This is a genomic window from Borrelia miyamotoi (assembly GCF_019668505.1).
GTDB classification, from domain to species: Bacteria; Spirochaetota; Spirochaetia; order Borreliales; family Borreliaceae; genus Borrelia; species Borrelia miyamotoi.
Genome location: NZ_AP024371.1, coordinates 794,572 through 816,030 on the forward strand (window position 1 = coordinate 794,572; position 21,459 = coordinate 816,030).

Here is a 21,459-nt window from a genome sequence, read left to right on the forward strand (position 1 = left end):
TTTATTAATTGGTTCTTCTTTTTTTGGTAAATCTGATAAGTCCAAATATTATTATTGCTATAGGCAATATGATTAAATTTATGATTATTAGTGAAAATTTTGCACTTAACATTTCTGCTGACGGATTTATAAATTTTAGTTTAGAGCGTACTTCTCTTGATTTAATGCTAAAAAATGCTTCCTTTTGCATTAAATAATCTGAAATTCTTCCGGCAAATTCAAAATTTGAAGGTGAAGCGTTATACATATAATCACTAAATATCATGCTTGAGCCTAGTAAAATTATTTTTGAATTTTCAGATTTTTTATTCTTATATAAACTTTGAATTTGTCCTTCAATAGAATATCCAAGAATTTTTTGCTTGTCTTCTTTGTCAAAGGTTTTTGGAACGTTAAATGAATGCATAGCTATGCTTGCAATTTTTTCATCATTAATTTGCCAAGATTCTTTAGAACTTGCAAATAGAGGCAAATATTTGATTTCATTCTCTTTAACCTCTGTAATCTCTATTGAATTACTCCAAGGAATTATAGCGTCATAGAAATTTTTGAGCAAGGGATTATTATTGTCTATGATATTACTTTTGTCAATCAAAATCCATGGGTAATAAGTTTGAAAGTTTCCACCCAAAAAAAGACTTGGAGATCTTTTGTCAAGGATCATATCTTCATTATATTTAATACCATAGCTTTCAATTAGATTAAAGAGTGCCGATTTAATTAAAGTTGTTGTATATGGACTTTGGGGATTATAATCGATTTTACTTGTTGCAAATAATATTTTTCCGTTATTAACAATGAACTCGTCAATTTTTTTCAAGTTTTCCTCGTTTATTTCTTTAGAACCAATTATAAATAATCCGTTTATATCTTGTAGTGTTTCATTGCTAAGATTTATTTCTTTAACTTCGGTTTTGAATCCTTTCTGCATTATTGTTATGAAATTTTTATGTATTTCTTTTAATTTGGCATCCCCAAAGACAAGTCCTAATACTTTTTTTGTATTATTTATTAATTTATCCAAGCTGCTTGCAAGGTCATATTCTAAGTTGCTAATTTCTGTTACTATAGGAAGTACTTCGCGTTTGCCTTCATAAATTATTTCAATTCCTGAGTATATTTTGAGTATTGAGAGCTGATTAATCTCTCTTAGATCAATTTGTTGGGATGGAATTCCAATTTGCTCTAAAGGAGTGGTTAATTTATCAGCATCTATTTCTTTATAAATTACTTTCCCACTTGAAGAGTCGGCAAGGCTTGTTAAAAAATTTTTTATTTGTTCTGGAAATGCAAAATAATTGCCAAGGCTTGCAGAGTTATAATAAGTAATATATATTTTTTCATTTGCATTTGTAAACAAATCTTTTGTAACTTTAGAAATTGTAAAGGCTTTGTTTTTAGTGAAGTCTATTTTAAAAATTAAAATAGATATATTGCAAAAAACCAGAAATATTATTATAAGATTTAATGTTAAATTTAGAATTTCTTTGTATTTGTTTTTCATAAAGTAATTATCTCCATTTTTTTAGTCTTATGATATATGAACTTAACGTCAGGAATGTAATTGAAAGTGTAATGAAGTAGATAAGGTCTGATAAGTTTAGTATTCCCATGTTAAAGTAACTAAAGTGATTATTAATTGAGATAAAGTTGAGTATTTTTCCCAATAAGTTGTCCTTCCCAAATATCATTACTAACTTTCCTGAAAATAATATTACTATTAAAATGAATACACTTAGTATATAAGATACTATTTGACTTTTAGTAATAGATGATATGAATATTCCTATGCTGAGTACTGATAAGGAGTAAAGAATTATTCCTAGATATTGAAGGAATATTATTCCAAGGTCAAATTCACCCATGAAAATTGTCATTATTGTCAGTGGTAGCGTGAGTGCGAAAAGTATTAATGTAAATATCTTAAGTGTAATAAATTTTCCAAGTACTATCTCTTGTGGGCTTATTGGTAGTGCATAAAGTAATTCAATGCTTCCTGTTTTATATTCTTCTGAGAATATCCCCATACTAAGGGCAGGGAGCACTAACATTAAAATAATTGGCATTGATGAGAAGTAAGACATTAATGAAGCATTATCTTTAATAAAAAATCCTGATAAAAAAATAAAAGAGAAATTTACAAATATTAGGAAAAATAACATTACAACATATGCGGTTAATGTACCAAATAAAACTTTTAACTCTTTTTTTGACAAAATTAGGGATTGTCTTAAGTCTATTTTCATTGTTTTCTCTCCTTTGTTAGTTTGCTAAATATTTTTTCTAAATTTTCATATTTTGGTATCATTGATTTTAGTATCATTCCTTGGCTTACAACATACTTAAAAAGTTCTTTCTCAGTTTTATCAGGTGCAAGTCTTAATGAAATGTTTATTTCTTTTTCATATTCTTCTATTTTAATTAATGTAAATATATTATTTTTACTGAAATGTTCTTTTGTTATTTCAGAATCTTTGTAAATAATTAGATCTATTTCAGTTTCTTGAATTCTGTTTTTCGCTATATTTTCTTTGGTATCATCAGCAATAATCTCTCCATTATTGATGATAATTATTCTCTTACAAATTGACTCGACTTCGCTTAAAATATGAGAGGAAAATAGTATTGTGCTAGTTTTTGCGAGTTCTCTTAAGAATTCTTTAAATTCTATAATTTGGTTTGGATCAAGTCCATTTGTGGGTTCATCAAGTATTACAAGTTTGGGATTATTGATTAAAGCACCAGCTATTCCTACTCTTTGCTTAAACCCTTTTGATAATTCAGATATTAGTTTATTTTTGACATTCTCAAGCTTGAAGATACCAATAGCCTTATCTATTTCTTTTTTTGGATTTTTAATTCCTTTAATTTTTGATATGAAGTTTAAGTACTCCTTAACAGATAGTTCTGGATAAAGAGCTAGTTTTTCAGGTATGTATCCTATATTTTGCAATATTTCTTTTGACTTTTCTGTGATATCTTTTCCAAAGATTTTTACATTGCCTTTGTTAGGATAATGAAATGATGTTAGAATTTTTATTAATGTCGATTTTCCTGCTCCATTTGGGCCGAGTATTCCAACTACCTCTCCTTTATCAACTTTAAAGCTAACATTGAAGAGAGCTGTAAATGACCCATATGTTTTAGTGACATTTTTTACATTTATCATGTATTATCTCCTTAGATACTAATATTTTATAATAAATTTATCTTTATCTGCTTTAAGTCTCATTCCATCTTTTGTTAAAAATATTTCTCCATTTGGATACTCTTGTTTTGCTTCATCTAGTAATTCGCATAAATCTTTATTTAGTATATATCTTTCACTAAAATGGATCAGACCTGTTTGATGCACCTTTGCTTTTTTTGCAATTTGTGCTACTGATTTTGATGTTAAATGTAATTTTTTTTTGGCCTCCTCTTTTAAGTCATTTTTGAATGTACTCTCAATGATTACTAGATTAAAGTTTTTGATTTGCTTACATAATTCTTCAAAGTAAGCCGTATCTGTTATATATGCAAATTTTAGTCCTTTTTGAGATTTGCCTAATATTTCAGAAGGTAATATTTTTTTTCCATTAAGTGTTACTTCGCATCCGTCCTGTAATTTTTTTCTAATAGGTCCTTTTGGTATATTTAGATTTTCGGCCTTTTGGTTATCAAATTTTCCAGGTTTATCTTTTTCTATAAATAAATATCCAACACAGTCTATTGAATGTTTGAGTTTTATGTATTCAATTCTTTTTTTTTTATCTTCGTATAAAATAGTTTTTGTTTTATTGATTATTATTTCTTTGTATATTATGGCATAATTTTTATGCACTCGTAAAAGTTTGATATTTGTTTCTAAATATTTTTTGATTCCAATAGGTCCAATTATGGTTAAAGGCTCTTTTCTTGTATCTCCACTTTGTGCCATAAGCATTACTATTCCAAGTAGTCCTGTTATGTGATCAGCATGTAAATGTGTGATGCAAATAACTTTGATTTTTTGCCATGATATTTTTTGTTTCCTAAGAGACATTTGGGTAGCTTCTCCGCAGTCAAAGAGGAAATTTTCACCATGATATTCTATTAAAATAGAAGTTAAATACCTGTTATGTAGAGGTCTTGTACCTCCTGTACCGAGAATATTAATATTAAAATCCAAAAACAATCTCCCAATTCTTTTTTTTTATCAATGTTTGAAGATATGTTTCAAAGTTAATTTTGAAAATAATCATGGAATCTGAATTGGTGTCTTGAATCTTCTTTAAGCTATTTTTTAATTTAATAGTGAATACTCCTTGATGTTTTATACAGCGTGCTTATTGTAATAAAAGATAGGTAAACATTTTTTTGATTTTTAGATTTTAGTTTTTCGTACACTGGGATATTATATTATTTTTTTTTGAATTTAGAAATATTTCAAATACAAATTATTTATTCGAATAAAGTTTTGAGGAATTCTCATTATATGGATATAGAGGGTATTTTTTATCTATCTTATGGAGTTATATAAATTTTCATGTCTTTTGATATCATAATAAGTTGGAAGATTTGATTTTGTATCAATATAATCTAGAATTACTTTAGATAAATATGCTGCCATTGATATTCCTCTTGTTCCAAATCCGTTTAATATAAATTTATTTTTGTGTTTTGGATGTTCGCCAATAAAGGGTTCTCGGTCAATTGTAGAGGGTCTTATGTGAGCTTTATGTTGTATTACTTTACAATTGAGATTTGTAATTTTTTTAAGCTTGTCTAGCAGTTCTTTTTTTGCCCATTCATTTGTTTTTATGTTTAAATTTTCCCATTCATAAGTTCCACCAAGATAGAATTTATTGTCTTGCAAAGGTATTAATGATACATGTCTATTGTAAATTTCTTTAAGACGCAATCCTTTAATTTCTATTATGAGAATTTCTCCTTTTGCTAGTCTGAATGGAAGGTATGAAAAAGTTCCTCTTATTTGTTCTTTATATCCTCTTGTAAATATTAATTTTTTAAATTTGATTTTATTTATTGTAAAAAATTTGTTATTTGTTTTTATTTGATCTTCATTGATTTCTGCTTCTATATATGCATTGTGTTTTATAAAGTATTGTTTAAGACTTTGTATATATAAATTTGTGTTCAGTATTGCTCCCTTTATTAGTACGCCTCCATCGTTGTCATTAGAGAAATCATATACTTTCTCATTCTTTATTTCTACGATAAAGTCTCTTATATTTTCATCATTTTTTATTTTTAAAATCAGTTCTTCTTTTTGTTTTTTTGTAGTAAACGGTCTAAAAATGAGATTTTCTTTTAAGAAATTACAATTAATGTTTTGCTCCATTTCTTTATAATATTGTATTGCAAATGTGAAAATTTCAGGTTCTCTCCAAGCAATATTCATTTTTCTTCCCATAATAGGGTTAATAAGACCCCCTGATGTGGTTGTTGCCTTTTTATCTCCATTATCAAAAAGAATGACACTTTTTTTTCTTTGTAGTATTTCGTAAGTTAAGGTACTCCCAGCAATGCCTCCGCCAATGACAGCAAATTCGTATTCCATAAATATTCCTTTTTTTAAACTTTGTTTTCTTTATAATTTTAAGATTAAAGTAATGATATTCTCTAAGTTATCTAAAAGTATTTTTACGATTTTTATCATGAAATGAAGTTTTATATGATGTCAATATTGGGGATTAGATTTGTAATGGCGGTAATTATGTTATGATAATCTTTCTGAGCTTTATCCAAAGTAATTTTTAGAGTCTTCTCAGCTTCTCTCATATCTTCATAAGATTTTTCCAATCCTGATAAGCTTGATTACGAGAATTATTAGCCTTTATTTCATCAAAATAAGAACTTGATAAACCGATAATTGCATCATTATTACAGCTTATGAATAAAATCATTATTAATGTAATACTTAATATCCTTCTCATTTGTTCTTTCTTTTTTATTCAATCTACCTATTATTACTTTGTCTCAAGTTTGACCTATTACAAATTTTGATATAAAAACTGTCGATTAATAACATATATAGGTTATAAAAAATTTCAATATTTTAATGATATAGAGTCTTTTGAAAATTAATGCCATTATTTTTTCTTGATAATTTGTTTTTTCAAAACCCATATTTAAGTGATTTTATGTGAGTTCCAGAATTTTTTAGTTTTATTTTCTCATTTTTATTTGGGTTGTGTGCGAAACTTATGAAGTTATGCTTGCTTAAAAGCTTTATTTATATTTTTTATATTTTGTTTTTTTAGCTATAATAGCATGGGTTTTTAATAATTCTTTAGTGTTTTGGAGATTTAAAAACCTTTTGTTTTTAATTATAATAGGTATCACATCATATTTATTGAAAAGGTAAGTTTATGGATTTTAAAGACATTAATGTGCAAACAGGAATACATCAGCAATTACTAGAGGTTATATTAAAGAGCAGATCAATAGTGATTACTGGAGAGATTAATAAAGATACTTCTAGGTTGTTTCAAGAAAAAATATTATTTTTAGAAGCATCAGATAGTGATAAACCGATATTTGTTTACATTGATTCAGAAGGCGGTGATATTGATGCTGGGTTTGCAATTTTTAATATGATACGTTTTGTGAAAACTAAGGTTTTTACAATTGGAGTTGGGCTTGTGGCAAGTGCTGGTGCTTTGATTTTTTTGGGGGCGGATTCAAAGAGTAGGTTTTCTTTGCCTTATGCTAGATATTTATTGCATCAACCTTTAAGTGGCTTTAAAGGAGTTGCTACAGATATTGAAATTTATACAAATGAACTTAATAAGATTAAGAGTGAACTTAATCTTATTATTTCAAAGGAGACGGGACAGAAACTTGATAAAGTTGAAAAGGATACCGATAGGGATTTTTGGTTAGATAGTGAATCTGCAATGAAATATGGTCTTGTCTTTAATATTATTACAACTCGACTTGAACTTGAAAAATTTATTTCTTAGTTTTTTAGTTTTCTCTTGTAGCTCTGTGAAGAGTGATTTTAGCATTTTGGAATTTGGTATTATTAATTCTGTTTCTCTGAATTCATTAGTGGATGTTGCTTATAACATGATTTTGCCGGATTTTGATTTAGTCATTATTAAGAATCTGAGTAATAAGGAAGAGTTGGATCTGATTAATAATAAGGTTTCGTTTGGAAGTTTTGAAAATGTCTATTTTATTAGGCAAAATAACAGATCTTCTATTGGTATTCTTGCTAAAAAGGATATTAAGATTCAAGTTTTAGATTTTGTCAAAGGGTTTTATCAGTATAGATTAGGAGTGCTTATTGATTTTATATTTAAAGATTATCAGTATGCGATTGTGATTTTTAATTTTGATGAGGCAATAGCTGATGATTTAGATGTTTCCATTATTGATGAGCAGGTAACATATTTAAGTTATAGATATGATAATCTGCTTTTTATTTTGGGTAAGTATGAGCTTAGTATATTAGACATATTAATTAAGAATGGGTTTTTTAGTTTAATTTATGACTCAATTAATCCTATACATATAATTAATACCATTGATAATAGAGTTTATTCTAAATTTTCAGCTCAAATATCTCTTCATTCTTTAGTTTATGTTATTTTAAGTTATTTGCATAATAATTTTTATATAGATAGTTTTCCGAAAAGTATTTTGATTAAATGAATTTTATAAATATTTAGTTCTTGACATCATCATTTCATTGTTATATTATTACTAGCAATGCCGAAATGGTGGAAATGGTAGACACACAGGACTTAAAATCCTGAGGAGGTATCTCCGTACCGGTTCAAGTCCGGTTTTCGGTATTTAAAGTTTCAAATTACTTTTTTGTACTCTCAATGGTTCTGTTTATGTAGATTCCTGTAATAAATAAAATGCCTGAGGATATGTTAAGTGTTAGGGTGGGTTTTACATTAAGTTTTGTTATGGTGAATAGCATTTGTAGAATTGAGCCTAAGATTAGGCCCATAGATAAATAAAGAAATTTAGCAAAATGTTTGTTTATTGTTTTTTCAATTATTAGTATTGTAATTCCTGTTCCTATTATTGTAGATATGCCAAATATTGTGCATGGTATTATTTTAAGTTGTGAAATGATATTGACAATTTCTTTGTAAGTTCCAAGACTTAACAGTATAAGTGAACCTGAGATGCCTGGTAAAATCATTGTACAGCCACCTATTATTCCTGAAGTAGCAATTACTATGTGGTATTTAATTAATTTTTTATTTTGATATTCTGATATGTCTAATGATATATTGTAAGTTCTTAATATTAAAAGAGATAGTGTTGTGAAAAATCCAATTAGAAATAAGAAATATTTTGTAATTTTTTTACTATTATTATTTCTTGTTTTAATTTCTTGTTTTAATTTAAAAATGATCCCTGTGGTTAGTCCTATAAAAAGCATATTTAAATATGTTTCCCTTGTTGAGCCGTCTAAAATATAGCTTTTTAATATTTTTGCAAGTATTGTTATTGAAGTTAATATACCAAGTGATAGCATTGTAAGAAAAATCATGTTTTCTTTTACCTTTTTCAGTCTTATTAGATTTGCGGATGAATATACTATTTTGTGGTAGATTCCTAGCATTAAAGCTAATGTTCCACCTGAGACCCCGGGTATTATATTTGCACTACCAATTAATAGACCTTTGAAATAATTGATAAACATTATTTTTTATATTTTTGTTTTAGCTTTAGTGTCTTTATCTTTCGTCGCCTTCGCCATTAATTGTGCCATTTTCATGTCTTTTTTTTAATTTTTCTAGATTTGTGATAGCAACATCTTCAAGTGTTATTCCAAGATTATTACTTAAATTTGAGATATACCATAGTACATCACCAAGTTCTTTCTTAATTGACAATAAATATTCTTGATCAAGTACATATTCCTTATCACGACCTAATTTTTTTATTTTCTCTATAACTTCGCCTGTCTCTCCAGCAAGTCCAAGAGTTGTTAAAATTAGCTCTTCCTTTTTATTTTTATATTTAGCAGTTTGCTTGGCTTTTACTTGATATTCATTTAATTCCATAATTAAGACTAGTTTAATATAGTTTTTATTTATTTACAAGTTTGTTTATTATTTCTTTTTTTTTTAAAATTTTTATTATATTAACCCATATATTAATTGGAGTTTACCTATGAGTAAATTTGCTCTTTTATTGGGATTTGGATTCTTGTTTATACAGCTTGATTATGTCTATTCTTATCCTGAGATAAAAAATTTTTCAAATAAAGATCCGATTTTTTCTGATCTTAGAAGAAAAATTGCTAAATATAATAGAAAAGAAAGTGTTCCTTTATTTATTTATTTATACAGAGTTAGAGAAAGTGATACTTTTTTTAAGATTGCAAATAAGGTAAATGGTTGGCAGACTAGTATTTCGACAATTAATTTACTAAATTCTCCTTTTTTAAAAGCAGGAAATGAAATCTTAATTCCTAGTAAAAAAGGTCTCTTCATTCTTAATAGCAAAGAACATAGATTTAATAGTTTACTCTTGGCAACAAGAGATTTAACAAAAGCAGAAAAGATAAAGGTTAAAAGAGATAATAGGGTTTATGAATTTTATTTTTTTGATTCTATTAAGCAACCAAAATTAAGCTTTTTATCAAGTACAGAAATACTTTTCTTTTTAAATGCTGATTTTATTTTTCCTTTAAAAAAATTTATTATTAGTTCTGATTTTGGATTTAGAGCAGATCCTTTTACTGGTATGGGAAGTTTTCATACAGGCATTGATCTTTCAGCGTCAATTAATTCCTTGGTCTTTTGTACGTCTTATGGTGTTGTAATTGAGGTTGGCTATAATGATATTTATGGCAATTTTGTTTTGATTGAACATAAAAATGGCATTAAATCTCTTTACGGGCATCTTAATTCTTGTATTGTGAAAAAGGGGGATATTCTGAGAACAGGTGATATTATTGGTAGAGTAGGTCAAACTGGTCGTTCAACAGGTCCTCATTTGCATTTTGAAATATTAAAAAAAAATTTACCTGTTAATCCTATTAAGATTTTAAAGTAGGTATTTGTCTTTATTGGATAATAGGTTAGGTCTGATATTAAATTATATTTATTCTGATTTAATAATTTAAATGGAATATGCATGATAGTATGATTTTTTGCCACACTTTTATTAAAATTATTACTTAAAATTGTTTTATTTTGATCTATTTATGTTGAAATTTGACATTTCTAGTATAAAAAATATACAGTATAAAATAATTAGTTTATTATTTTATACTGTATATTTTCTAATAATTATCTTATTTAGTCTGTATCATATTCTATTATTTTATTGTGTAGAGTTTTTCTTCCTATTTTAAGGATTTCGGCACACTTGCTTTTATTATTCTTAGAATATAAGAGTGTTTGCTTAATGATTTCTCTTTCTGCTTCTTTTAAACTTATACCTATGGGTAATGTTATTTTGACTATTTGATTTGTATTATTTCTAATTTTTGGAGGTAGATCGTCTTTTATAATTTGCTTTCCCTTAGATAATATTAAGGCACTCTCGAGTACATTTTTTAGTTCTCTAATATTTCCTGGCCAATCATATGCATAAAGAGCTTTTAGGGCATCATTAGAAAGAATTTTTTCTTCTCTATTGTTTTCACTTGCAACACCTTTAATCAGTATTTTTATTAGATCTGGTATGTCATCTTTTCTCTCTCTTAAGGGTGGGATATTGATATTTATTATATTAAGCCTATAAAATAAGTCTTCTCTAAACCTTCCTTTTTTAATCTCTTCTTCAACATTTTTATTTGTGGCTGTTAATAGTCTAATGTCAACTTGCATAGTAGTTTCTCCGCCTACTCGTTCGAATGCCTTATTTTGAAGTACTCTTAGTAGTTTTACTTGAACTTCAGGTGATATTTCGACTATTTCATCTAAAAATATTGTTCCTTTGTCTGCTAATTCAAATCTGCCTTTTTTTTGAGATATTGCACCTGTGAATGCTCCTTTTTCATGTCCAAAGAGTTCGCTTTCAAGTATGCTTTCAGAGAGTGCAGCACAGTTGACTTTAATAAAAGGTTTATCATTTCTATTTGATAGGCCAAAAATGGCGTCTGCTATTACTTCTTTGCCTACTCCACTCTCTCCAGTTATTAATACAGAAGCTTTTGATTTTGCAATTTTTTTTACAAGTTCTAATATTTTTTGCATTATAAACGATTTCCCAAGTATTTGTTCATAATAGTTTAAATCTTTTCGGATTATGACATTTTCTTGGGCTATGCTTTCGTGTCTTTTATCATTTTGACCATTTAAGGCTCTCTTTATTATTAGTAATAATCTTTCAAGGTCAACAGGTTTTGTTAGAAAATCATAAGCCCCTTCCCTCATGGCATCAACGGCGGAATCAACAGTTCCATGAGCTGTAAGAATAATAAAAGGTATATTTGGTTTTTTATCTTTTACTATTCTTAATAGTTCTTCTCCTGATATTTGAGGCATTCTAAGATCAGATATTATGGCGTCAATTTTTTCATTTTCAATTGTTTCAAGAGCCTCTTCACCGTCATTAGCAGTAAACACAAAGTAACCTTCCTCTTCAAGGTAAGTTGCTATTCCTTCTCTTATATTTTTTTCATCATCTGCTACCAGTAGTTTACTCATTTTCTAAACATCCTTCAATTAAAATTTTGCCTGTGTTTAATTTTGGAAGTGTAATTGTAAAAGACGTTCCTTTCATTTCTTTACTTTCCATAAAAATTTCACCCCCATGTTCTTTGACTATTTTATAAGAGATAGTAAGTCCTATGCCACTTCCACGTTCTTTTGTGCTGAATTGAGGCTTGAATATATCATCTTTTGTTTCATTCTTTATTCCATTTCCATTATCTTTAATATTGATATATACTTTATTTTCGCTTTCTTGGATGGAAATTTCTATTTTTTTTGCTTTCTTATTTGATTCAAGTAGTGCTTCTTCTGCATTTTTTACTATATTAATGATTACTTGCCTGATGAGTTTTTCATCGATTAATACTGGACTTACTTTTTTTAGATTGAATAAAAATTTAATCTCTTTATTTTTTAATTCTGGATTCAATAGATTATAAACACTTTTTATAATCTCGATAATATCTCTCTTTTCTGGCATTATTTTTATTGGTCTAACTGTCAATAAAAAATCTGTTACGGTTTTATCCATTCTATTTATTTCTTCTTTTATTATTTCGAAATAATTATTTGCTTTTGTACTTTTGATATTTTGTCTGTCTATTTCTTTTTTTAATAGTTGTAAATTTATATCAATTGCTCCTAATGGGTTTTTAATCTCATGTGCAATGTTTCTTGCATGTCTTGTGAAAGCGGCTAGAGCCTCAGCTCTTCTGAAAAGTTCTTCTTTATGTTTTTTTTCTTTGATATCCTCAATTAAAATAATATTTCCTTCAAGCTTTTGGTCTTTGACATATGGCATAAATGATATTTTAATGTATATGTTTGTTGAAACTTGAACTTCAAATCCTATTATTTTATCTTCATTTGTTGCTAGTTCTTCTATTAGATTTGTTAGAGTTGGAATTTGAATATCTTTAAGTGTTTCTAATTTGTATTTAGGACTTATAGCTAGAATTTGAAATAGCATTTTGTTTAGGTAGATTATATTATTAAGCTTATCAATTACTAAAATTCCTTCATTAATAGATGCAAATATTCCGTCATATATTTCTATTTTTTTATAGATATCTTGAATAAATTTAAGTTTTTGATCGCTTGATAATTTATTTAATTTAGATAGGGTTTTTTTTAAGAATTTGCTCATTAATCCTCATAGTTTAGCATTAAATTTTCAATTATTAATTTTTTGTTTTGGTTGTATGGACGGTGTTTTAAGATGTTTTTTAGATAGCCTAATTTTTTTAAGTATGTGCTAATGTCTAAATTTTGGTTTAAAAATTCATCTCTAAGTTGATTTGTGAGCTCTTGTAAGAATAAGTTGAATATATTTTCATCTTTTAGGAGATTAAATGTGTCAAGGTTAAATATGCTCTGTTTTTCTTTTATTACATTTAACATTCTTTTGACTTCTTCTTTTAATTTTGTGTGTTCTTCACTGTAAAATAAGTTAAAATATTCTTCTGTTGTCAGTTCTTCATTTTGATTAAAGATTGCTTTGAATTTTTTGATCTCGAAGTCTCTGCTTTCTTTGTTACATTTGTAGATTCTTAGTCTTGAGAGTATTGTTTTTGGAATCTTATTTTTATTTCTTGTAGCTAATATAAAATAAATATTTAAAGGTGGCTCTTCTAATATTTTTAGTAGTGCATTGTAAACATTAAAGTGTAAGTTTTCAATTTCATTGATGTAAATTATCTTTGTCTTATTTTTTTCTGATAATGCCCAGGATTTAATCTTTCTAATATCATTAATGGTAATACTAAAATTTATATCTTTAATTATTTCTTCAATTTTTTTTATAAGTTCTTTTTTAGTTGCCTCATTATATTTGTGCTTATAATAAATTTCATTAATGAAATTTATATTTGCTTCAATTTTTTTTAAATTTTTATCACTGCTGAAATTGTACTTAGTAAATATGATGTTTTTAACATATTCTAGATATTTATTTGTGGTTTCATTTGAATTTACGTGAAGATATGCTTTTGCTTCGATTGTGTTAAGACTTGAGAAAATTATTATATTTGGAGTTGTTAGATTTTTTGTATTTAAAATTTTTTTTGCAAGTGCAATTGCAGTTGTCTTTTTTGAAGAAAATCTTTCTCCCCAAAGAAGTATTGCATTTGGCAGACTGTTTTTTTTGTATTCATTAATTATTTCTTGGGCTATTTTAGGTAGTGTTTCCATTTTTTTGATTCTCTTTACTGTGTTTTGGGTATTTTAAAAAAATAGTTTATTCCAGGATTTAGATATTCAAGAAATTTGCTTCCTGCTAGAAAATAGTCGGGGTTAAAGATTTGTTGTGAATGGATTATATATACTACAATTGCAATTATGCCAAAAGCTTCGAATAAACCTAGCATTAGGCCAAGGAGCCTGTTAAAAAATAATAATTTGAGATGACTTATTATTGATTCGATTAGTGCTTGTAAGATTAAGAATGCTATGTGTATTACTAAAAAAAATACTAGCAATGCTTGGATATATGATAAATCAAGAATGGGGGATATTAATATTTTAAAATCATTGGTTTTATTGTAAAGTAAGAATATTAAACTAAAAATCTCAACAAATCCAGCTATTTCTTTTACAAACCCTCTTAAGAACCCCCTCAATCCCATTGATGTGAAAATTATTATTATTAGTATATCAACTATACCAGTTATTTTGAAAGGATTGTTAATTAGCATTTATTTCCTCAAATTCTTTTAATAATAGATTGGCTATTAGATGTAATGAATCTTGATTGTGAAATTTTTTTATGTTATTTCTTAGTATATTTGCTTTTTCTTTGTTTTTTAGGATTTTTTTGATTGCATTTATTATTTTGCTTTCACTTAAGTTTTCTTCATCTATTTTTAAACATGCATTTTGTTTTTCTAATAGTTTTGCATTTCTAAGCTGATCTCCTCTTGAACCTTTTACAAATGGGATAAATATTACACATGCACCAGCATTTGCAAATTCCTTAATAGCCCCTGCTCCTGCTCTGCTTATTATCATGCTTGAAAACTTTACTATACTTGCCATTTCTTCTGCATTAAAAAATTGTTTTCTTAAATAATTCTTTTCTCTAATTTCATCTAGATTTTTTCCGCATTGATGGATAAAATACGCATCAATTTGATTTTTTATATTGGCAGTTAATTTATTTAAGATGTCTGCTCCTAGAGAGCCTCCAAGTACGCTTATGATCGGCTTTTCTGTATTCTGAGTTAAGCTTTTCACGATATTTGGATTTGGATTTGAAAATTCTTTTCTTATCGGTGAGCCTGTGTATAAGACATTTTTGTTATTAAAATATTTTGTGCTTTCTTTAAAGCTGATATGTATTTTGTTTGCAAATTTTGAGTTGATTTTTGTTGCAAGCCCAGGATCAAGATCCATTTCGTGAGTTATTTTTCTGATCTTAAGTAAACTTGCTGCAATAATTGGGGGACTTGATACAAAGCCGCCAGTTGCGTATATAATTTGAGGCTTGTATTTTTTTAGTATGAAAAAGCTTTTAATTATTCCAAACATGACTTTGAAAAAGTCCGTGAAGTTTTTTAGGGAAAAATATCTTCTAAATTTGCCTGATGGAATTGTAATAAATTTAATGTGTGCGTGTTCTTTTATGAGCTTCTCTTCCATTGATCCTTTTTGTCCTAGCCAGAAGAATTCGATATTTGGGGCAACTTCTCTAAGTTTTGAAATTATTGCTATTCCTGGAAATATATGTCCTCCTGTGCCTCCTCCTGTAAAAAATATTATTCTCTTAGTTTTCATATGCTTCTTTCATATATTGCTTAAATTTGTATATAGTAAATTGATCTATCCTTACATTTTAGTTTAACAATATATCTTAATGCAAATATTTTACATTTTTATTTTTTAAGTAGAAAGTATTTTTTTAAATTTTATTTGATTTTATAAAAACTATAATGGTGCATTTAGATTAAATTATGTTTTTATTTGAAATTACTATTTAACTGAGAGTAAGATAGTAGTATATTGCAATAGGTTAAAAAATATTTTTTAAAAATTTCTCAATTTGAATACCCCCTTTTGTGGGAGTATTATTTTCAATAGAATATTTTATTATTGAATGAATTACTTTGGTTGCTTTTTCTAAAGCATGCTCTATTTCCAGTTTCTCTAGGTATCCTATTAATAGGCTAGCAAATAAGTCTCCTGTTCCACCAAAGTTTTGTTCTAATTTTTCTAGAAAAGTCTCTGAATATTCTTTTGTTTTTGTGTTATAAGCAACAGTTCCTATAAGATTTTTATTTTCTACACTTGTAACTACGGTTATCCCCTTTATTTCAAGGCTTGATATTGCTTTTATCATTTCATCTTTATTTTTTATCTCTTCAGTTTTGGCTAGCATTTTCAGCTCTGTGATGTTAGGTGTTATGATGTTTGCATGTTTTATTAGGTTTCTAAATCCATTCACTATTTTTTGATTAAAAATGGGGTAGAGTATACCATTATCTGCAAACACAGGATCAATTATTATTTTTTCAAACTTTATTAGCTTAAACATATTTTCTATTATTTTTTGTTGCTTATTGCTTCCAAGGAATCCACTATAGAATATATCAAAATTTTCATTTTGATTTTTCCAAGATGAAATAAAGTTTTCTAATTTATTTGTTAAATCTATTATTTCAAACCCTTCGTAGTTTGTTGTTGCTGAAAGAACGGCAGTTACAAGTGGACAAACTTGCATATTAAATGAGGATATGACTGGTATGCACATTGTAAGTGATGCTCGTCCTATAGTTGAAATATCATGCATGGCTAATACTCTTTTCACAATTGTTCTCCTTTTGTACATTTATAGTTTTTTATTCTTGAATTTACATCGGTTTCAATTGGACTTGCCCCGTGTTTTAAATACATAAGATATCCAAGTCCTGCAATCATTGCCCCATTATCAGTGCAAAGGTTAATAGGGGGATAATATGTTTCTATTTCAAGATTTTTTATCTTTTCTCTTAAATAAAGATTGCTTGCAACTCCCCCAGATATTATTAATTTTTTTATGTTGGTATCTTTTATTGCTCTTTTGATTGGAATAATCAAGTTTTCAAAGGCTGCTCTTTGGAAGCTTGCAGCAATATTATTTTTTGTTATGTTTTCATTTTGATTTTTAAAGTTTTCAAGTTGATGTATGCAGGCTGTTTTAAGCCCTGAATATGAAAAATTATATCGATTTTCTTTTCTGTCAAAAATTGTAATTGGAAAATTAAATGCATATTGATTGCCGTTTCTGGCTAATTTTTCTATGTTTGGTCCACCAGGGAAGCCCATTTTATAGTGTTTTGCTACTTTGTCAAATGCTTCTCCACAAGCATCATCAAGGGAGCGTCCAAGTATTTCAATGTCATCGAAGTCGTTTTGTTTGGCAAGTATTGTGTGTCCTCCACTTAATATTAAAGATAAAAATGGATATTCTATTTTTATGGTCATTAAAGGAGCATAAAGATGGCCTAGAATATGGTCAATGCAAATTAGTGGTTTTTTAAGGGCAATTGATAGTCCTTTAGCGAAGTTTATTCCAACAATTAAGGAGCCAATAAGACCTGGTTTAGATGTTACTGCTATTAAATCAATTTCTGATGTGTGTATTTGGGCATTTGTTATTGCCTTTTTACATACAGACATGATAAATTCCGTGTGTAGTCTTGAGGCAATCTCTGGCACTATGCCATAATATTTTTTGTGCTCTTTTTGACTAAGTTTAATATTGCTTAAAATCTTGGTACCATCTTCTACTATAGCTGCGCAGCAGTCATCACATGAACTCTCTATTCCAAGTACTCTCATTATTTGCCTCTCTTTTATAAAGGTGGATTAAATTTTTAAATTCGAATTCTTGATTTAATCTTTCTGTTTCTTGTTTTAATATTTTAAGAGTATTTTTTGACCAAATGTGTCCTATTACTTTGACAATTCCTTTTTCTCTTGCTATTTGTTTTGCTTGTTCAAGTGCTTTAATAACAGCTTTTTCATTGTCCTTGTTATCAAGAAATATGTCTCTTTGTTCTACTGTAATTCCAATACTTTTTCCGATTTTTTCAGATATACTTTTTTGAGTAGTTAAGCTGTCAAAAAAGTATCTGTTTGCTTCTTTAAGTTTGATTAGAATAATTTGCATTATGTTTTCGTTTGAGGTAATAAGACTTCCCATATGATTATTCATTATCTTTGCATTAGGATATTCTTTAAATGTTTTTTCAATTTTGGTTTGTATTGCAAATTTATTGTCATTGATATTTATGTGAAATTTTTCTATTTCATTGTTGTGTTTTGATTGCATTGGAAAATGAATCATTATGATTTTATTTTTTCTTATTAGTTTATTGTAAAAATTCATTGATTTTGGTAGAAAGGGGATAATTGAAAAGTTGATTTTTAAGTCAATTTTTATGAATTCGTCTAGCATAAATTCGTCATACCCAACATCATCAATTATGAGATAAAATTCAGGTTTTAAGTTGTTAGGTTTTACTTTTTTTTTTGACTTTATTAAATTTTCTTTTTTAATTTTTGCTAATTTATCTTTAAAATTGAGATTGAAATTTTTTGAATTTGCTTTTATATATGCAAGACTAAAGAACATCACAATTATTGACACAAAAGATGTAACAAGAATTAATAATATTATAATTTTTGATTTGTGTTGTTTTAAAAAAATAGGGACATTATGAATGTTCATGCACAATGGATTTTATTATATCAAAATCTGACATTAAGTCAATGATTATTGATAAAGTTCTTCCCTGAGTTTTTTAAGTACTCGTTTTTCAATTTGTCTTACGGTTTCTGAAGAGATTCCCAGCTCGCTAGAAATGTCTTTTAAAGTGCTTTTTTTATCGTTATTATCTAAATTGTATCTCTTTTTTATAATGTATCTTTCTTTATCGTTTAGTTTTGTCTCTAGTATGTGATTGAGATGTTTGAGTGTTGAATTTTGCTCAAGAGTACTTTCTGGATTAAAAGAATTATCTTCGTAAAGATTTAAGAGCGTTGAATTCTCTGAGCCTTCGATCTTTTTATCAAGGGAATATTCTTTTTCTAGATAAGGAATGATTTTTATGTATTGAGAAGTTGTTAAGTTAAATTTTTCCATTATGTCTTCTTTTTTAGGTGATTTTTCTTCTTCCATGAGATATTTATTTATTTGAAGTATTAAATTTTCTTTTCTGTAAGGAACCTTTACTAGCCTTGTTTTAGTATTCAATGCTCTTTGAAGCGATTGCTTAATCCAAAATGAAGCGTAGGTTGAAAATTTAGTATTTTTGCTTGGGTCGTACTTTTCAGCAGCTCTAATTAGACCTAAATTTCCTTCTTGTATTAAGTCTTCAACTTTTAATCCTTTTCCAGCATATCTTTTAATTATTTTTAATACAAGACGTAAATTGGCATTTATCATTTTGTTTTTTGCTTTCATATCTCCTCGTTTTATTTGTTTTGCAAGCTCAATTTCTTCTTCGTGAGTTATCAATCTGTGTTCTCTTACGGATTTTAGGTATATGTTTAAATCTTCATTACTAAATATATTCACAATACTTCTCCCATCTTTTAAATTTGTCTATTAACATCCTTCTCCCTTTGATGTGCTGCAAAAATCATGCCAATTTAGAAAATAATTGATGTTTTAATTGAATATAAATTATTTTCTAGAATTGTCTACTTCTGCTATTTGATTGCTGATTAAATCAGCAAGCCTGAAACTTTTAGATTTTGCTATTTGTTTTGCTCTTTCTGAATAGAGCATATCTTCAAAAATTTCCTCTGTTTGTCCACCATTAATTAGATTATTTTCTTTTTTTAAAGAATTTTTTATGCTCTTAAGCATTTGCTCTATAAATATTGTCTCGAATTCTAATGCAGCTGTATAAATTTTAAGGTTGTTTTTGTGTTGATTTGTTTTTTCTTGTACTTTGGTTTTTAAATTTTTTATTTGTTTTATTTGATTTTTTGTTTCTAAGATTTGTAGGTTAATTTTGTTTATCATATTTATTCCTCCAAAATTAGTTCCCCATTTAATTTATTAATTTTTTTAGATGCCTTAATTATTTTTATTAGCTCTTCATTGCTAAGTGAATCTGAATTTTTTAATATGAATTCACTTATTTTCATCTTTTCTATTTCTATTTTTACTTTTTCGTTTTTTTTATTGCTAAATGAATTTTTTTCATATCTTTCAATTGCAAGTATAAGTGGTCCTATTTCTGCGTTTTTGCTTGCTATAATTAGTTTGTTTTTCTCGCTTATTAGGACCTTGGGCATGGTTTCTATTTCTATTTTTTCAATTTCACTTAGTAATTCAGTTTCTTTAATTTCAATTTCTATGATTTTTCCTGATTTTATACTATTTTTTATCTTTTTGCTTGTTAGTTTTTTGCTTATTGAATCTGCTAAAGTATGATCTTCCTTTTTTAGAATTATGTTGTAATTTGTATAGTCTTTATTCTCATGTATTGTTGCTCCATTTAATATATATCCTGTACCTTTTGATTTTGAGTTAGTTGATATTGGTCCGGATGCAGTTGCTATTACTTTTCCTTCTTTATTTCTTAATTCTGTTTTTAAAAGTATGCCGTTTGTTAGGTCTTTTGAATCTAGCATGGATGCTATGTAAACGTTCTGATTTGTGCCTTTAATCATATTCCCATTGATTTTGATTGTTGCACTTACTAGTGCGATATTTTTACTTTCTATTTTTGTTAGATCTATTTCATTTATGCCAATTTCTTTTAAAGCTTGATTTAAAATTTCTTTTCCCTTTGAGGAGTCTCCTTTATCAGTAAGTCCTGCTACTATTCCAATGCCTGTTAACGTGTGTGAATCATTAGATTTTATTTCTGCAAGATCTTTTATCTTTATTTGCTCGCTTATTCGATTGATGATATTATTATCTTTAATAAAATTTTTTGAAGGTTGATTTTCTTGTGTGAATGAGCTGATGACAGTCTTTAGGCTTAGTATGGCTATGATTATCAATGTTTTCATGATATATATTCCTTTTGTATGGCAATATAGTTTACCTTTATTTTAATATTATTTCAATTGCTTTTTAATTTATTCATTTTTGCTTTAGATTGTACTAATGTTGTTTTTTGTAGTTAGGTTTTATTAGAAGTAAATTTTTATGGTTCTTTGATTGTTTTACAATTGATGAATAAGAATAATATAATAATAGGGCTAAGAATTTATAGTTTAGGCATAAATTCTTGTTGTTTTTGTATTTTGTTTAGCTTTATCTCGTCATTTTGCATTATATCGTGTAGTACTGTATAGTTGCTTTGGTTTAATGCGTTTAAGCTTAAGATTTCATTGTTTCTAGTTGTATTTATTTTATATTGAAAGTAAATATTGTATTCGTTTAAGCTTTGACCTGCCTTTAAGTTTGATTTTGCAAATACAATTGGTTCTATTATGTCAATGTACATGTTTATTTTGTTATGTTTTTTATAATCTTCAAATTTTTCTGCATAATAAACCAAAGTTTTTTGAATTGGTATGTTTTTATATAATATGTTTTTTATTGCTTTAAATTTTATGTTATTGGAGAATTTATTTACTATATTGATTTCTGATTCATCAAAACTGAATTGTAATATGTAAATATTTTTGTTTGCTAGATCCTTTGTGATATAGTCAATCATTTCAAATATTATTTGTTTTTTCTTAAAATGTGAACCTATGTAAATTTGTGATAAGTTATTGGCATGACATATTTTTGAATATTCTTTTGAAAAAAAATATACCTTGCTAGGGGATATTGTAAAACAGGTGTTATAAGCATAAAGTGTCATTTGGGATAAATTGATTGCAAGTAGAT

The 21,459-nt window shown here is 27.1% G+C and carries 21 protein-coding genes, 1 tRNA gene and 1 pseudogene; 4 read left to right on the top strand and 19 right to left on the bottom strand.

Annotated features, from left to right (window positions below; all coding sequences use genetic code 11):
* Positions 1-4 precede the first annotated feature (4 nt).
* From K5Q05_RS03745 to K5Q05_RS03765, 5 genes are all read right to left on the bottom strand, one after another.
* Positions 5-1,504, bottom strand: coding sequence for a GldG family protein (locus K5Q05_RS03745; RefSeq protein ID WP_025443469.1), 1,500 nt, complete (start codon positions 1,502-1,504; stop codon positions 5-7).
* Positions 1,505-1,511: 7 nt separating this feature from the next.
* The gene (locus K5Q05_RS03750; RefSeq protein WP_025443468.1) at positions 1,512-2,246 is read right to left on the bottom strand and encodes an ABC transporter permease; all 735 of its coding nucleotides are present in this window, start codon (positions 2,244-2,246) and stop codon (positions 1,512-1,514) included.
* Positions 2,243-3,169 (bottom strand): ABC transporter ATP-binding protein, encoded by a 927-nt coding sequence (locus K5Q05_RS03755; protein ID WP_025443467.1) that lies wholly within the window; start codon positions 3,167-3,169, stop codon positions 2,243-2,245. The genes K5Q05_RS03750 and K5Q05_RS03755 overlap by 4 nt, the downstream gene beginning before the upstream one ends.
* A gap of 18 nt (positions 3,170-3,187) precedes the next feature.
* Positions 3,188-4,150 carry a ribonuclease Z gene (locus K5Q05_RS03760; RefSeq protein ID WP_099497050.1) on the bottom strand — a complete coding sequence of 321 codons (963 nt, stop codon included), beginning with the start codon at positions 4,148-4,150 and terminating at the stop codon, positions 3,188-3,190.
* A 330-nt stretch (positions 4,151-4,480) separates the two neighbouring features.
* The gene (locus K5Q05_RS03765; RefSeq protein WP_025443466.1) at positions 4,481-5,542 is read right to left on the bottom strand and encodes an NAD(P)/FAD-dependent oxidoreductase; all 1,062 of its coding nucleotides are present in this window, start codon (positions 5,540-5,542) and stop codon (positions 4,481-4,483) included.
* An 811-nt stretch (positions 5,543-6,353) separates the two neighbouring features.
* Between K5Q05_RS03765 and K5Q05_RS03770 the strand changes: the two genes are divergently transcribed.
* The 3 genes from K5Q05_RS03770 (at position 6,354) to K5Q05_RS03780 (ending at position 7,784) form a co-directional block, all read left to right on the top strand.
* Positions 6,354-6,947 carry an ATP-dependent Clp protease proteolytic subunit gene (locus K5Q05_RS03770; RefSeq protein WP_025443465.1) on the top strand — a complete coding sequence of 198 codons (594 nt, stop codon included), beginning with the start codon at positions 6,354-6,356 and terminating at the stop codon, positions 6,945-6,947.
* 25 nt (positions 6,948-6,972) lie between these two features.
* Positions 6,973-7,641: a hypothetical protein gene (locus tag K5Q05_RS03775; RefSeq protein ID WP_232515436.1), complete on the top strand. Its 669-nt coding sequence runs from the start codon at positions 6,973-6,975 to the stop codon at positions 7,639-7,641.
* Between the two features lie 59 nt (positions 7,642-7,700).
* Positions 7,701-7,784: transfer RNA gene (locus tag K5Q05_RS03780), tRNA-Leu, on the top strand.
* 14 nt (positions 7,785-7,798) lie between these two features.
* Here the strand turns inward: K5Q05_RS03780 and K5Q05_RS03785 are convergent.
* Positions 7,799-8,653 (bottom strand): undecaprenyl phosphate translocase family protein, encoded by an 855-nt coding sequence (locus K5Q05_RS03785; protein ID WP_044003309.1) that lies wholly within the window; start codon positions 8,651-8,653, stop codon positions 7,799-7,801.
* A gap of 34 nt (positions 8,654-8,687) precedes the next feature.
* The gene (locus K5Q05_RS03790; RefSeq protein WP_025443463.1) at positions 8,688-9,017 is read right to left on the bottom strand and encodes a nucleoside triphosphate pyrophosphohydrolase family protein; all 330 of its coding nucleotides are present in this window, start codon (positions 9,015-9,017) and stop codon (positions 8,688-8,690) included.
* 109 nt (positions 9,018-9,126) lie between these two features.
* Here K5Q05_RS03790 and K5Q05_RS03795 point away from each other — a divergent pair, with 109 nt between their 5' ends.
* Entirely contained in the window at positions 9,127-10,014 is an 888-nt protein-coding gene (locus K5Q05_RS03795; protein WP_025443462.1) for a LysM peptidoglycan-binding domain-containing M23 family metallopeptidase, read from the top strand.
* A 245-nt stretch (positions 10,015-10,259) separates the two neighbouring features.
* On the opposite strand, the gene K5Q05_RS03800 is transcribed toward K5Q05_RS03795, so the two are convergent.
* The 12 genes and pseudogenes from K5Q05_RS03800 to K5Q05_RS03855 form a co-directional block, all read right to left on the bottom strand.
* Positions 10,260-11,615, bottom strand: coding sequence for a sigma-54-dependent transcriptional regulator (locus K5Q05_RS03800; RefSeq protein ID WP_025443461.1), 1,356 nt, complete (start codon positions 11,613-11,615; stop codon positions 10,260-10,262).
* Positions 11,608-12,768, bottom strand: a complete 1,161-nt coding sequence (locus K5Q05_RS03805) for a two-component system sensor histidine kinase NtrB (protein ID WP_025443460.1) — start codon at positions 12,766-12,768, stop codon at positions 11,608-11,610. Before K5Q05_RS03805 ends, K5Q05_RS03800 begins: the two co-directional genes overlap by 8 nt.
* The gene (locus K5Q05_RS03810; protein ID WP_025443459.1) at positions 12,768-13,811 is read right to left on the bottom strand and encodes a DNA polymerase III subunit gamma/tau; all 1,044 of its coding nucleotides are present in this window, start codon (positions 13,809-13,811) and stop codon (positions 12,768-12,770) included. The genes K5Q05_RS03805 and K5Q05_RS03810 overlap by 1 nt, the downstream gene beginning before the upstream one ends.
* Positions 13,812-13,825: 14 nt before the next feature.
* Positions 13,826-14,314 carry a CvpA family protein gene (locus K5Q05_RS03815; RefSeq protein ID WP_025443458.1) on the bottom strand — a complete coding sequence of 163 codons (489 nt, stop codon included), beginning with the start codon at positions 14,312-14,314 and terminating at the stop codon, positions 13,826-13,828.
* Positions 14,304-15,392, bottom strand: coding sequence for an undecaprenyldiphospho-muramoylpentapeptide beta-N-acetylglucosaminyltransferase (gene murG / locus K5Q05_RS03820; protein WP_025443457.1), 1,089 nt, complete (start codon positions 15,390-15,392; stop codon positions 14,304-14,306). Before murG ends, K5Q05_RS03815 begins: the two co-directional genes overlap by 11 nt.
* Positions 15,393-15,627: 235 nt before the next feature.
* Positions 15,628-16,422 carry a pyridoxamine kinase gene (locus K5Q05_RS03825; RefSeq protein WP_025443456.1) on the bottom strand — a complete coding sequence of 265 codons (795 nt, stop codon included), beginning with the start codon at positions 16,420-16,422 and terminating at the stop codon, positions 15,628-15,630.
* Positions 16,397-17,435, bottom strand: a pseudogene (gene tsaD, locus K5Q05_RS03830) (tRNA (adenosine(37)-N6)-threonylcarbamoyltransferase complex transferase subunit TsaD). Before tsaD ends, K5Q05_RS03825 begins: the two are co-directional and overlap by 26 nt.
* Positions 17,404-18,327, bottom strand: a complete 924-nt coding sequence (locus tag K5Q05_RS03835) for a divergent polysaccharide deacetylase family protein (RefSeq protein ID WP_099497049.1) — start codon at positions 18,325-18,327, stop codon at positions 17,404-17,406. Before K5Q05_RS03835 ends, tsaD begins: the two are co-directional and overlap by 32 nt.
* A 45-nt stretch (positions 18,328-18,372) precedes the next feature.
* The gene (locus K5Q05_RS03840; protein ID WP_025443454.1) at positions 18,373-19,176 is read right to left on the bottom strand and encodes a sigma-70 family RNA polymerase sigma factor; all 804 of its coding nucleotides are present in this window, start codon (positions 19,174-19,176) and stop codon (positions 18,373-18,375) included.
* A gap of 108 nt (positions 19,177-19,284) precedes the next feature.
* The gene (locus K5Q05_RS03845; RefSeq protein ID WP_025443453.1) at positions 19,285-19,629 is read right to left on the bottom strand and encodes a rod-binding protein; all 345 of its coding nucleotides are present in this window, start codon (positions 19,627-19,629) and stop codon (positions 19,285-19,287) included.
* Between the two features lie 2 nt (positions 19,630-19,631).
* A complete protein-coding gene (locus K5Q05_RS03850; protein ID WP_099497048.1) occupies positions 19,632-20,627 on the bottom strand; it encodes a flagellar basal body P-ring protein FlgI in 996 nt (331 codons plus the stop codon).
* Between the two features lie 200 nt (positions 20,628-20,827).
* Positions 20,828-21,433 (bottom strand): hypothetical protein, encoded by a 606-nt coding sequence (locus K5Q05_RS03855; RefSeq protein WP_232515435.1) that lies wholly within the window; start codon positions 21,431-21,433, stop codon positions 20,828-20,830.
* Positions 21,434-21,459: the final 26 nt, after the last annotated feature.

Coding starts and splice junctions, on each gene's coding strand:
- K5Q05_RS03745 (WP_025443469.1), bottom strand. CDS start 1,504: ATGAAAAACAAATACAAAGAAATTCTAAATTTAACATTAAATCTTATA.
- K5Q05_RS03750 (WP_025443468.1), bottom strand. CDS start 2,246: ATGAAAATAGACTTAAGACAATCCCTAATTTTGTCAAAAAAAGAGTTA.
- K5Q05_RS03755 (WP_025443467.1), bottom strand. CDS start 3,169: ATGATAAATGTAAAAAATGTCACTAAAACATATGGGTCATTTACAGCT.
- K5Q05_RS03765 (WP_025443466.1), bottom strand. CDS start 5,542: ATGGAATACGAATTTGCTGTCATTGGCGGAGGCATTGCTGGGAGTACC.
- K5Q05_RS03770 (WP_025443465.1), top strand. CDS start 6,354: ATGGATTTTAAAGACATTAATGTGCAAACAGGAATACATCAGCAATTA.
- K5Q05_RS03785 (WP_044003309.1), bottom strand. CDS start 8,653: ATGTTTATCAATTATTTCAAAGGTCTATTAATTGGTAGTGCAAATATA.
- K5Q05_RS03790 (WP_025443463.1), bottom strand. CDS start 9,017: ATGGAATTAAATGAATATCAAGTAAAAGCCAAGCAAACTGCTAAATAT.
- K5Q05_RS03795 (WP_025443462.1), top strand. CDS start 9,127: ATGAGTAAATTTGCTCTTTTATTGGGATTTGGATTCTTGTTTATACAG.
- K5Q05_RS03800 (WP_025443461.1), bottom strand. CDS start 11,615: ATGAGTAAACTACTGGTAGCAGATGATGAAAAAAATATAAGAGAAGGA.
- K5Q05_RS03805 (WP_025443460.1), bottom strand. CDS start 12,768: ATGAGCAAATTCTTAAAAAAAACCCTATCTAAATTAAATAAATTATCA.
- K5Q05_RS03810 (WP_025443459.1), bottom strand. CDS start 13,811: ATGGAAACACTACCTAAAATAGCCCAAGAAATAATTAATGAATACAAA.
- K5Q05_RS03815 (WP_025443458.1), bottom strand. CDS start 14,314: ATGCTAATTAACAATCCTTTCAAAATAACTGGTATAGTTGATATACTA.
- murG (WP_025443457.1), bottom strand. CDS start 15,392: ATGAAAACTAAGAGAATAATATTTTTTACAGGAGGAGGCACAGGAGGA.
- K5Q05_RS03835 (WP_099497049.1), bottom strand. CDS start 18,327: ATGAACATTCATAATGTCCCTATTTTTTTAAAACAACACAAATCAAAA.
- K5Q05_RS03845 (WP_025443453.1), bottom strand. CDS start 19,629: ATGATAAACAAAATTAACCTACAAATCTTAGAAACAAAAAATCAAATA.
- K5Q05_RS03850 (WP_099497048.1), bottom strand. CDS start 20,627: ATGAAAACATTGATAATCATAGCCATACTAAGCCTAAAGACTGTCATC.
- K5Q05_RS03855 (WP_232515435.1), bottom strand. CDS start 21,433: ATGACACTTTATGCTTATAACACCTGTTTTACAATATCCCCTAGCAAG.